General features: G+C 58.7%; 9 protein-coding genes and 1 tRNA gene. 4 read left to right on the top strand and 6 right to left on the bottom strand.

Annotation, left to right across the window (positions count from 1 at the left end):
• Nucleotides 1-61: 61 nt before the first annotated feature.
• A complete protein-coding gene (gene mug / locus BEI65_RS03450; RefSeq protein WP_099062147.1) occupies nt 62-550 on the bottom strand; it encodes a G/U mismatch-specific DNA glycosylase in 489 nt (162 codons plus the stop codon).
• Nucleotides 551-697: 147 nt separating this feature from the next.
• Here mug and BEI65_RS03445 point away from each other — a divergent pair.
• Nucleotides 698-774, top strand: a tRNA-Ile gene (locus BEI65_RS03445).
• A gap of 74 nt (nt 775-848) precedes the next feature.
• Here BEI65_RS03445 and BEI65_RS03440 read toward each other — a convergent pair.
• Nucleotides 849-1,565: an HPP family protein gene (locus BEI65_RS03440; RefSeq protein WP_099062146.1), complete on the bottom strand. Its 717-nt coding sequence runs from the start codon at nt 1,563-1,565 to the stop codon at nt 849-851.
• A gap of 171 nt (nt 1,566-1,736) precedes the next feature.
• On the opposite strand from BEI65_RS03440, the gene yfcF reads away from it, so the two are divergent.
• A complete protein-coding gene (gene yfcF / locus BEI65_RS03435) occupies nt 1,737-2,372 on the top strand; it encodes a glutathione transferase (protein WP_099062145.1) in 636 nt (211 codons plus the stop codon).
• Between the two features lie 71 nt (nt 2,373-2,443).
• On the opposite strand, the gene BEI65_RS03430 is transcribed toward yfcF, so the two are convergent.
• From BEI65_RS03430 to BEI65_RS03420, 3 genes are read right to left on the bottom strand one after another with little or no spacing between them, the layout of a single operon-like run.
• On the bottom strand, nt 2,444-3,688 hold the full coding sequence (locus BEI65_RS03430; RefSeq protein WP_099062144.1) for an amino acid permease: 1,245 nt from the start codon (nt 3,686-3,688) through the stop codon (nt 2,444-2,446).
• 58 nt (nt 3,689-3,746) lie between these two features.
• Nucleotides 3,747-5,201, bottom strand: a complete 1,455-nt coding sequence (locus BEI65_RS03425; RefSeq protein ID WP_099062143.1) for an NAD-dependent succinate-semialdehyde dehydrogenase — start codon at nt 5,199-5,201, stop codon at nt 3,747-3,749.
• 13 nt (nt 5,202-5,214) lie between these two features.
• Nucleotides 5,215-6,480, bottom strand: coding sequence for a 4-aminobutyrate--2-oxoglutarate transaminase (locus BEI65_RS03420; RefSeq protein ID WP_085119098.1), 1,266 nt, complete (start codon nt 6,478-6,480; stop codon nt 5,215-5,217).
• 128 nt (nt 6,481-6,608) lie between these two features.
• On the opposite strand from BEI65_RS03420, the gene BEI65_RS03415 reads away from it, so the two are divergent.
• Nucleotides 6,609-8,075 carry a PLP-dependent aminotransferase family protein gene (locus BEI65_RS03415; protein WP_099062142.1) on the top strand — a complete coding sequence of 489 codons (1,467 nt, stop codon included), beginning with the start codon at nt 6,609-6,611 and terminating at the stop codon, nt 8,073-8,075.
• A gap of 27 nt (nt 8,076-8,102) precedes the next feature.
• On the opposite strand, the gene BEI65_RS03410 is transcribed toward BEI65_RS03415, so the two are convergent.
• Nucleotides 8,103-9,722, bottom strand: coding sequence for an ABC-F family ATP-binding cassette domain-containing protein (locus tag BEI65_RS03410; protein ID WP_099062141.1), 1,620 nt, complete (start codon nt 9,720-9,722; stop codon nt 8,103-8,105).
• A 425-nt stretch (nt 9,723-10,147) separates the two neighbouring features.
• On the opposite strand from BEI65_RS03410, the gene BEI65_RS03405 reads away from it, so the two are divergent.
• Nucleotides 10,148-12,169, top strand: a complete 2,022-nt coding sequence (locus tag BEI65_RS03405; protein ID WP_099062140.1) for an NADPH-dependent 2,4-dienoyl-CoA reductase — start codon at nt 10,148-10,150, stop codon at nt 12,167-12,169.
• The last annotated feature ends 31 nt before the right edge of the window (nt 12,170-12,200 follow it).

Here is a 12,200-nt window from a genome sequence, read left to right as displayed (position 1 = left end):
TCCTTAACTGATCGGCATTGCCGGCTCGCCGGGGTTTTTTATTGCCTAAAATCCATCTGACTTATTTCAATGCCAGGAACAGCTCGCGATAGCTCTCTGTAAGCTGCTCCAGCGTGGCACGGTTCAATCCGCTAGGGTTCGGCAGCACCCACACTTCAGTTTTACCGATCGTCATGTCCTGACGTCCCCAGGACGCTTTACGCACCCCAAAGGCACTGCTGAACGCCTGCTTGCCCAAAATCGCCAGCGCCCGCGGCTGGTAACGCAGGATCTTTTCCTTTAACGCCTCACCGCCGCTGAGCAGTTCGTCACGCGTTACCTCACTGGCTGCCACCGTGGGCCGCGCCACCAAGGCGGTGATGCCACAGCCGGTTTCCTGCAGCTGTTGCCACTGCTCCGGCGCTAACTGACTAGCGGTAAAACCGGCCTGATGCACCACTTTCCAGAAGCGGTTGCTGCCGTTAGCAAAAGGGTAGCCTTGATGGGCCGAAGACAGGCCAGGGTTGATGCCGCAAAACACCACCCGCAGGTTGGGCGCCAGGAGTTCCATAGGGTTCGAGAGTCCATTAAAGGGATTTACAGCGGTTATCGCAAAATCCGCCAGCAATTACAACAAGCTAGAACTGCGCAGAAAAGCAACATACAGATGGTTAACAGTAGACCTGCGCCGAAGGATTACCGTATAATCTCGCCGCTTGGCCCCTTAGCTCAGTTGGTTAGAGCACGCGACTCATAATCGCTTGGTCACTGGTTCAAGTCCAGTAGGGGCCACCAAATTTTAGCTTTAAAATCATATAATTAAGCCACTTCTCACGAGGTGGCTTTTTTGTTTCCGCCCGCTAGCCTAATCAGGCACCACCGTTCTGCCGCTGATGCGCCAGCTGTTCGGCACGCAGCAGGATTTCCTGCAGATCGTCTTCGTCGATATCAAACAGTTCACCCTGCATCAGCGCCTCGTGCAGATCGGCACGGGTGATAGACACCGCATCAATCGGCAGATTGGCTGGCTTGGCTTCGGCCGAGGCCAGGGGGTGCGGATAACGTCGTCCGGCCAGATTATTGAAGATAATCGCCAGCACGGCCAGTAGCACCGAGTTCAGCAGCACCGGGTACAACACAAAGCTGTAGCCCAGTTGGTGAATACCCGGTCCGCCGAGGATCGCGGTCAGTGCGACCGCGCCGCCGGGCGGATGCAAACAGCGCAGTTTGAACATCAACCCAATCGCCAACGCCACCGCCACCCCACAGGCCAGGCCGGGATCGGCAATCAGCAGGCTGGTGCTGACCCCTACCGCCGCAGCCGAGATATTGCCGCCAACGATCGACCATGGCTGCGCCAGCGGACTGTTTGGCACGCCAAACAACAGCACCGCAGAAGCCCCCATCGGGGCAATAAACCACAGGTTGACCTCACCCAGGACAAAATGGCTGATCCAACCGGAAATCATCAGCCCCAACCCAGCGCCGACGCTGGAAAGCAAAATCTCCTTTTTGCCGACGGCTAAGGGATGCGGCCATAAACGTGCGCACCCCATTTTCAAACTTTCTACCCACTGCTTCTTCATGTTACTTCACGCTGCCAAACTCAACTTAATGGCAACAAATATATCACAATGCCAGTAGCCACCGCCTGCAGCGCGAGTCGCCGTTGAAATAACTTTCCGCTAACAGATTGATCTTTAGCCACTGCTCGTCAATTATCAAAGTTCGCCTCCCTTTGCCTTGAGGAAAACCCAATGTCTCAGCCGATAGTCGAACTCTATAGCGATGCCAACTTTTTCAGCCCCTATGCCATGTCGGCGTTTATTACACTGACGGAGAAAGGCATTCCCTTCACCCTGAAGCCGGTCGACCTGTCGCAGGGGAAAAACCAAGAGCCGGCCTACGCGGCGCTGTCATTAACGCGCCGGGTACCGACGCTGGTAGTCGGCGAGTTTCAGCTGTCGGAGTCCTCAGCTATCGATGAATATCTGGATGAGATCCACCCGGCCCACCCGGTGTACCCGCGTGATGTCAAACAACGCGCCAAGGCCCGCGAAGTCCAGGCGTGGCTGCGTAGCGATCTGTTGGCATTGCGTGCCGAGCGGCCGACAGAGGCGGTGTTCCTTAACGCCAAGTTTCCTCCGTTGTCTGCTGCCGCACAGGCTGCCGCCAATAAGCTGATCGCCGCAGTCGAAAAGCTGCTGAGTCACGGCCAGGATAATCTGTTCAGGGAATGGTGCATTGCCGATACCGATCTGGCATTGATGCTCAATCGGCTGGTGATACACGGCGATGCGGTGCCGGAAAACATTCGCCACTATGCGCAAAAGCAGTGGCAACGTCCTTCGGTACAGGCCTGGTTAGCGCTGCCGGAGAAAATGCGCGGGTAAAAAAACCGGCGGCCACGACGCCGCCGTTCTCAATTATCGAGAAACAACATCACTTCTTGAGGGAAGGCAATTCACCATCCAGAGGGCAGATAGCCAAACAGCGACGCAATCGCGTACACCGCGCTGCCCAGATACAGCAATACGATGCTGACCTGCAACAACGGGTGAGTGATCCAGCTGCACTGCCAGCGTGGCGTCTGGTCGCCGTGCTTGCGCGCCCCACGCAGGATCAGCATCGGCATAATCGACAGGATCACCCCACTGAATACCCCGGCGAAATATAGCGCGTTAACGAAGGACACCAGCCCGCTGTATGCCAGCACAAACGGCGGCAACACCACCAGCATCAGCACGCCGAAGCGGCGCAGTGGCTGTTCGTCATTACCCAGGCTGAACTGGTCGAAAATATTGGTCAGGAAGCTGCCGCCCAACCCCCAGTAGGAGGTCAGCATCGCGCACAGAGCAAAGATGTTGGCGGAGAAGAACGCCCACTGCCCCAACGCCTGGCCCCAGGAGATGGTCGCCACATCAGAGATACCCGCCAACCCGCTGAGCGCAATCACCGACATCGGCACCGCCGCCAGCAGCACAAAGGTCACCGCCATACCGACCATAATCGCCTTGGGCAATTGCTCCGGCTTATCGGAGAAACCGCGTGCCATTTCCGGCACGATGTACTGCGCCGAGAAGCAGAACACCACCACGTTGAATACCGGCACCATAAAGCGCCAGTCACCGTCCAGCAGGTTGCGCATCTGGCTGGTGTCTTTAAGCAGTGTGGCCGCCACCAGCGCGGTCAGCATCACCACCATACCGATACTGATAAACTTTTCGCCGCGGCCAATCGCCTTCAACCCCAGGTACAACACCCCCGCCGCCGGCACGAAAAACAGCAGGCTGCCGATCGCCGGAGAGATGCCAAACAGGGACTGCAACAGCTTGCCGCTGCCGGTCATGTAGGCGGTCAGCGCCCCGACGCTGTTAACGCAGACCGAAGCAAACATCAGCCAGGCACCAATGCCGCCGACATAACGTTTCGCCAGCCCGCTTAATTGCAGGTGGGCGCGGGTGCGCAGGGTAGATTCGGCAACGTACAGCATGGTGATGGTGGTCAGGCTGCCCACCAGCACCAGCCAAAACAGCAGCGGTAGAAAACCGGCCTTGCTGGAAGCGTAAGCGATAGACAGCACGCCGGCGCCAATGTTGGTGCCGACAATCATCGCCACCCCTTCGAGGAAACTCAGTGATTTGGTGGGTGCAGGTGCTCGCACCCCGGCGGCAAGCGCCGGAGAAACAGAGGTATTTTCAGCAGACATACGGCATCCTTTGTCTCCCGGCGGCCCTGGCCACCGGGATCGGTTAATTTCCCGGTGGTTAACAGCTCACATCGATACACAGGTATTTCAGCTCCAGATATTCTTCAATCCCGTAACGCGATCCTTCACGTCCGAGCCCTGACTGCTTCACGCCGCCAAACGGCGCGACTTCGTTGGAAATCAGTCCGGTATTGATGCCGACCATGCCGTATTCCAACGCTTCAGGTACCCGCCACTGGCGCGAGGCGTTCTGCGTGAACAGATAGGCTGCCAGGCCGAATTCGGTATCGTTGGCCATGGCGATGGCTTCCGCCTCATCATGGAAACGGAACAGCGGCGCTACCGGGCCAAAGGTTTCTTCTTTGGCGAAGCGCATTTTTTGCGTCACCCCAGTCACGACCGTCGGCTGGAAGAAGGTCCGTCCCAGCGCGTGTGGCTGACCGCCGATAGCGATCTGCGCACCCTTGATCAACGCATCGTCGATGTGGCTTTGTACTTTTTCCACTGCGTCCTGGTCGATCAACGGCCCCTGTGTGGTGCCCTCCTGGCTGCCGTCGCCGACTTTCAGTTGTTCGACCGCCGCCACCAGTTTGTCCACCAGACGGTCATAAATGCCGTCCTGTACATAGATACGGTTGGCGCAAACGCAGGTCTGGCCGCTGTTGCGGAATTTGGAGGCCATAATGCCCGCCACCGCCGCGTCCAGGTTGGCGTCGTCGAACACGATCACCGGCGCATTGCCACCCAGTTCCAGCGACAGTTTTTTGATGGTTGGCGCGCACTGCGCCATCAGAATGCGGCCGACCTCGGTCGAACCGGTAAAACTCAGTTTGCGTACTACCGGGCTGTCGCACAGCACTTTACCCACCTGAGCAGCATCGCCGGTGACCACCTGCAATACGCCCGCCGGAATACCGGCATCCTGCGCCAGCTTGCCTAACGCCAGCGCGGTCAGCGGCGTTTGTTCGGCCGGTTTAACGATAATGGCGCAGCCTGCTGCCAACGCCGGTGCTACCTTGCGGGTGATCATCGCCGCCGGGAAGTTCCACGGCGTGATCGCCGCGCAAACGCCAATCGGTTGTTTGACCACCACCAGGCGCTGTGAGGCCAACGGCGCCTGCAATACCGCCCCGTCGACCCGTTTAGCTTCTTCAGCAAACCAGGTGATAAACGAAGCGGCATAGGCCACTTCGCCACGCGCTTCCGCCAATGACTTGCCCTGCTCCGCAGTCATCAGCTGCGCCAAATCTTCCTGCGCTGCCAGTACCTTGTCGGCCCAGGCCAGCAGCAGTGCGGAACGTTGCTTGGCCGTCAGTTGTTTCCAGCCCTGCTGCGCTACCTGCGCTGCGTTAATCGCCTGCTGGGTTTCTTCGCCGCTGACCAGCGGAATACTGGCCAATTCGACGCCGGTCGCCGGGTTGATCACTGCTTCACGCTTGCCGCTCAGCGCATCGCACCACTCACCGTTAATCAGGCACTGGCTGCGCAGCAGCTCGGGATTATTCAATTTCATTGCCGATCACTCCTTATTGGGCCAGCGCGCGAGAAAGAATGCCCAGCGCCTTGGTGAACTGATCTTCAGGAATGGTCAGCGGGTACAGGAAGCGGATCACGTTGCCATTGACGCCGCAGCTCAGCAGCAACAGGCCTTCTGCCAACGCTTTCTGCTGCACCTGGCGGGTAATCTCCGCCGAAGGCTTGCCGGTCTTCGGATCGTTGAACTCCACCGCGACCATCGAACCCTGCGCGCGGATATCCACGATCGCCGGGCTGGTCTGGCGCGCCTGCTGCAACACTTCCACCAGATGCTGACCCAGACGTTGCGAACGCTGGCACAGTTGTTCTTCTTCAATCACCTCCAGTACCGCCAGCGCTGCCGCCACTGCCAGTGGATTACCGGCATAGGTACCACCCAGCCCACCCGGTGCCGGAGCGTCCATCACTTCGGCACGCCCTGCCACCGCCGACAGCGGCATACCGCCCGCCAGGCTTTTCGCCATGGTGATAAGGTCGGGCTTCACGCTGTAATGATCCATGGCGAACAGTTTGCCGGTACGGGCAAACCCGGTTTGTACTTCGTCGGCAATCAGCAGAATGCCGTGCTCGTCGCACAGCGTACGCAGCGCTTGCATGAATTCGGCCGGTGCGATGTTGAAACCGCCCTCGCCCTGTACCGGCTCCAGCACGATGGCCGCAACCTGCTTGGGGTCGATATCCGCTTTAAAGATGCGTTCCAGGCTGTTCATCGCGTCTTCGGTGGTCACGCCGTACAGCGCATTCGGGTATTGCCCGTGGAACACCGAACCGGGGAAGGGTCCGAAGCCCAGCTTGTAAGGTGCCACTTTGCCGGTCAGCGCCATGGTCATATAGGTACGGCCGTGGAAACCACCGCCAAAGGTGATAAGCCCTGGGCGACCGGTATGGGCACGGGCAATTTTGACCGCGTTCTCTACCGCTTCGGCACCGGTGGTGAAGAAGGCTGTTTTGCATGGGCCTTCGATTGGCGCACGCTGGTTGATACGTTCCGCCAGCGTGACGTAGCTTTCGTAAGGAACAATTTGGTAAGCGGTGTGGGTGAAGGCCTTCAGCTGCTTTTCAATCGCGGCGATCACCTTAGGGTGGCGGTGCCCGGTATTCAGTACCGCAATACCGGAGGCGAAATCGATCACTTCATTGCCTTCGACATCCCACAGCGTGGCGTTCTCTGCGCGCTCTGCGTAAAAATCACACATCACACCTACCCCACGCGGGGTGGCATCCTGACGACGTTGATTCAATTCTGCGTTTTTCATGTTGTTCTCTCCGGTCGGTGGGCGGTGCCATCTGTACGTTTCGTTCACATTCGTGAAACAATGACGTTTATTTACACAGGATGTGGCCCTATAATCGAGAGCCAGTTACGATTAATTGAGGGATCCAATTGCGCTCACTGAGTGGTGACCTGTTATTGCAGCGTCTCGGCGAACAGCCCGATGACAAGCTGCATAAACGGCTATATAACGCGATCCGCACCAGCATTCTGGACGGCAGCCTGCCGCCCTCCAGCCGCCTGCCCGCCTCACGCGATCTGGCGCAAGAGCTTAGCCTCTCACGCAACACGGTTTTAACCGTTTATGAACAATTACTGGCAGAAGGATATGTGCTGGCACGCGCCGGAAGTGGCACATTCGTCGCCGAAACCGTGCCGGATAGTTGTTTATCCACTGCCAGCGCACCCGCAGGCAGTGACGGGGAACAACGGGGTATTGAACTGTCGGAACGCGGGGTCGCCCTGTTACATCACGCCAGTGCCAGCCCCAAACAATGGGGGGCGTTTATTCCCGGCGTGCCCGATGTGAATGCCTTCCCACACCAGTTATTCAGCAAAATACAGGCACGGATCAGTCGCCGCCCAGCCCCACAGCGGCTGACCTACAGCAACCAAGGTGGCAGCCCTGAATTGCAGCATGCGCTGGTGGATTATCTGCGCGTGGCGCGATCGGTACGCTGTTCGCCGGAGCAAATTCTGATTACCGAAGGCATCCATCAGGCGATAGATCTGGTGACGCGGCTGCTGTGCAATCCTGGGGACGACGCCTGGATTGAAGAACCGGGCTATTGGGGGATCCGCAATATCCTGCGGATGAACGACGTGAATATCTGCCCGCTGGCGGTTGATGAGGCCGGCATGGTACCGCCGGATCAGCCCACAGGTGCACCGCGACTGATATTTGTTACTCCGTCGCACCAATATCCGCTGGGATCGGTGATGAGTCTGGCGCGGCGACAACGCTTGCTGGCGCTGGCGCGCAACGGCGGCAGTTGGATCGTTGAGGATGACTACGACAGTGAATTCCGCTTTTCCGGCCAGCCGATCCCGGCGTTGCAGGGACTGGAAGCCGACGCGCCGGTGATCTATATCGGCACCTTCAGCAAAACGCTTTACCCGGCGCTGCGGCTGGGTTACGTGGTGTTGCCAAAACCCTTGGTGGCGGCGCTGAAAACCGCCCATGCCGAGTTGTACCGCGGCGGTCACCTGCTGATCCAGACCGCACTGGCGCAGTTTATTCAGGAAGGCCACTACACCGCGCATATCCGTCGCATGCGGCTGTTGTATGCCCGACGCCGGGCGTTTTTAACTGCGTTGATCGAGCAGCACCTGGGCAAACAAGCGTTGAGCGAATTCAACAACAACGCCGGGCTGCACCTGATCCTTAACCTGCCGGACCAGGCTGACGATGTCGTGATCGCCGCCGCCGCCAACGAACGCGGCGTACTGGTGCGACCGCTGTCGCGTTACTACATGCTGCCCAACCATCGCCGTGGCCTGCTGATGGGCTTCGCCTGCGTGCCGGAAGAACAAATGGCCGCCGCCTTTACCCTGCTGCTGGAATGCATTAATCCCTGAAACGAAACTGGCGGCGACGGTCTTCCATCAAAAGACCTGAAGTTGCCACCCTTCCTGCCGCCACTGTAAACGGTGGGTTAATTTTAACGCTTGCAGAAATGCCTCATCGTGGGAAACCACCAGCATCGCACCGGGAAAACTGGCCAGTGCAGCCTCAATAGCCAGCGACGATGCCAGATCCAGGTGGTTGGTCGGTTCATCCAGCAACAACAACTGCGCCGGCTCCTGCCGCCACAGCATGCAGGCCAGCGCCGCTTTTAATCGCTCACCACCACTCAGTGACGCCAACGGCAATAACACCCTTTCAGCGTTTAACTGCAACTGCGCCAACTGACTGCGCAACCTACCCGCGTTGAGCGGCGAATCCTGCAGGCCAAGGTGTTCCACCACCGAAAGCGACAGATCGAGTTGGGAAAGGTTTTGGTCGAGATAAGCCGTCGGCAGCGGACAGTGGCAACGACCGCCCCTGGCTGCCCATTGCCCCAGGATCACCTTCAGCAAGGTGGATTTACCACAGCCATTCGGGCCGGTCAGCGCCACGCGCATCGGGCCATCGATACGTAAATCCAACGGCGGCATAGTGATAAAAGGCAGTTGCAGCTGTTCCAGCACCAGAACCTGTTTGCCCGCCGCCACAGCGCTGCCCGGCAGGGTCAACATTACCGGGCTGTCTTCCTCTACCCGCTGCCAGGCTTCACGCACCGCGGCATCGAGGGAGCCTTTCTGCTCCTGATGCTGTTTGCGCAGCGTACCCAGGCTCTCTTTGGCCCCGGCCTTGTAAGCCACGCGCTCAAAAGAGGCGATGTTCAGCGTATCGACGGTTTTCAGCGTCTGTGCAGAGCGCCGCTGGCTGATGTCGTGCTCTTTCTGCTGTCGGGCACGAGTGCGCCGACGTTCCTGACGCGCATGTTCCAGCCCGGCACGTGCCGCCTGCTGCTCCAGCTCACGCTGGTGGCGATAATCATGGTAGTTACCGCCGTAGCTGTGCAGTGCGCCGGGCGTCAGCTCGACAATACGCTGCATGCGCGCCAGCAGTTGTCGATCGTGGCTGGCGACCAGCAAACCGCCGCGCCAGCTTTCTAACTGCCGATACAACCCCTCGCGAGCGCGAGTATCAAGATGGTTGGTCGGTTCGTCCAATAACAAGAAGTCAGCATTGCCCAGCATCGCGCCGCACAATGCGGCGCGCATCCGTTCGCCACCACTGAGATCCTTCACCGGCCGTTGCGGATCGAAAGCCGGTAACCCGGCGGTGGCAAATGCAGCCTGCAAACGATCGTTCAGATCCCACTGCCCTTCCAGACGATCGATATCGTCCGACTGCGGTCGCCCCTGCTCAAGGCGGGTCAGTGCGGCAAAGGTCTCGCCGTAGCCCAGCAGTTGGGCCAGCGTGGTCTGTGGCGCGATGTCTGGCTGCTGCGCTACGTAGGCCAGTGAAGCATGGGATTCGACATGCCCACCACCGGGCAGATCCAGCCCGGCAATCAGCCGTAGCAGACGAGTTTTTCCGACGCCGTTGCGCCCAACCAGGCCGCAGTGCTGTTGATCGAAAGGGAGATCCAACGGGCCGAACAGCGTTTCGCCGTCAGCAAACTGGCAGGTCAGTTGATGTAAAACAAAATGAGGGGACTGCGCAAAATGAGCCATAAGCACTCCTGGATGAGATCAAAACATCCCCACATGGCACCGGTGTGCTCAACGTGGGACAAGATATCAACAGGCGTGTTTGTTCATTTTCAGTGATGGCTCCGCAGAGAGAAGGAATTGACAACGCACAAATGCTAACCGATTTGTTGTTCACGATGCAAACAACAATAAAGATCCATGACATCTATCACATTCAGCGCAACACAGATTCCCAACGGCAGTGACAACGGCTAGATTTATCTCATCCGACCACTTGGTCGTACATAATAATAACAACTGATCATACCCAAAAGCTTTCGAGCTGCAGTTAGGCGGCAAGTTTGAGAGTCCCCTGGAGCTTACTTTGGTAAGTGACTGGGGTGAACGAACGCGGCCAACAACGCTGCAGTTTGAAAGATGCGGGGGGATGAGCGATGGAGACTGCAATGAGCAATTACCCACACCTGCTGGCGCCGCTGGATCTCGGCTTCACCACCCTGAAAAATCGGGTGCTGATGGGATCAATGCACACCGGCCTGGAAGAACTGCCCAATGGCCCCGAGCGTATGGCCGCTTTCTATGCCGAACGTGCAGCGGCCGGCGTGGCGCTGATCGTCACCGGCGGTATCGCCCCCAATGAAAAAGGCGTGGTGTACCGCGGCGGCTCCACCCTCAGCCAACCGCAGCAGGTTAGCCACCACCGCATTGTCACCGAGGCCGTCCATCAGGCCGGCGGCAAAATTGCGCTACAGATCCTGCATGCCGGTCGCTACAGCTATCAGCCGCAGCCGGTCGCGCCCTCCGCGCTGCAGGCACCGATCAATCCCTTCGCCCCCACCGCGCTAAGTGAGGCGGACATTCTACAGACCATCGCCGACTTCGCCCAATGCGCAGCACTGGCGCAACAGGCCGGTTACGATGGCGTCGAGGTGATGGGTTCCGAAGGCTATTTGATCAACCAATTCCTGGTGTCGCGCACCAACCAGCGCGACGACCAATGGGGCGGCAGCTTCAGCAACCGCATGCGCTTTGCCGTGGAAATCGTCCGGGCCGTACGGCAGGCCGTCGGCAGCGACTTCATTCTGATTTACCGTCTTTCGATGTTGGATCTGGTAGAGGACGGTTCCAGCTGGCAGGAGATCGAGCAGTTGGCGCTGGCGGTTGAGCAGGCGGGCGCGACGATTATCAACACCGGCATCGGCTGGCATGAGGCGCGTATTCCGACCATCGCCACCATGGTGCCGCGCGCCGGTTTCAGTTGGGTGACCCGTAAGCTGATGGGCAAAGTGCGCATTCCGCTGATCACCACCAACCGCATTAACGATCCGGCAGTCGCAGAGCAAGTGCTGGCAGACGGCTGCGCCGACATGGTATCGATGGCTCGCCCGTTCCTGGCCGACGCCGCCTTTGTGCAAAAAGCGGCCGAGGGCCGTGCCGACGAGATCAATACCTGCATTGGTTGTAATCAGGCCTGCCTCGACCAGATTTTTGAAGGCAAACTCACCTCTTGCCTGGTTAACCCACGCGCCTGCCGCGAAACCGAAATGCCCCTGATCGCGGCAGAAAAACCGAAGAAACTGGCGGTGATCGGTGCCGGACCTGCCGGACTGGCGTTTGCTACCACCGCCGCCAGCCGTGGCCACCGGGTGACGTTGTTCGACGCTGCCGATCAGATTGGCGGCCAGTTCAATATTGCCAAACAGATCCCCGGCAAAGAAGAATTCCATGAAACCCTGCGCTACTTCCGCCGCCAACTGGCACTGCTGGAAGTCACGCTAAAGCTGGGCAGTTGGGTGACGGCGGCCGATCTGGCTGAATTTGACGAAGTGATCCTCGCCTGCGGCATCGTGCCACGAACCCCGGAGATCCCCGGTATTGATAACGCCAGAGTCCTGACCTATCTGGATGTACTGCGTGACAAAAAACCGGTCGGCCAGCGGGTGGCAATTATCGGTGCCGGCGGCATCGGCTTCGACACTGCCGAATACCTCAGCCAGCACGGGGTATCGAGCAGCCTGGATCAGGCTGAGTTTAACCGTGAATGGGGCATCGACGACCAGCTCAACCAACGCGGCGGACTGGCAGCCCAGGGGCCCGTGGCGGCGCGTGCGGCCCGGCAAATCTATCTGCTGCAACGCAAAACCAGCAAAGTGGGAGAAGGCCTGGGGAAAACCACCGGTTGGATCCACCGCACCAGTCTGGCGATGCGCGGCGTAAAAATGCTCAATAGCGTGAATTATCAGCGTATTGACGATGAAGGGTTGCATATTTCGCGAGCCGAGCAGGAAAGCTGCTTGCCGGTCGACACGGTGATTATCTGCGCCGGGCAGGAACCGCGTCGTGAACTGCAGCAACCGCTGCTGGCGATGGGCAAAACGGTGCATTTGATTGGTGGAGCGGACGTCGCCGCCGAGCTGGATGCCCGCCGCGCTATCGATCAAGGCACGCGGCTGGCTATGGCACTGTAAAAAATCTGCCACTATAGTGGCAAAAAATGCC

It is taken from the genome of Serratia sp. BW106 (genome assembly GCF_002607755.1).
In the GTDB taxonomy this organism is placed as follows: Bacteria; Pseudomonadota; Gammaproteobacteria; order Enterobacterales; family Enterobacteriaceae; genus Serratia; species Serratia proteamaculans.
This window is presented reverse-complemented; position numbering and strand designations above follow the sequence as displayed.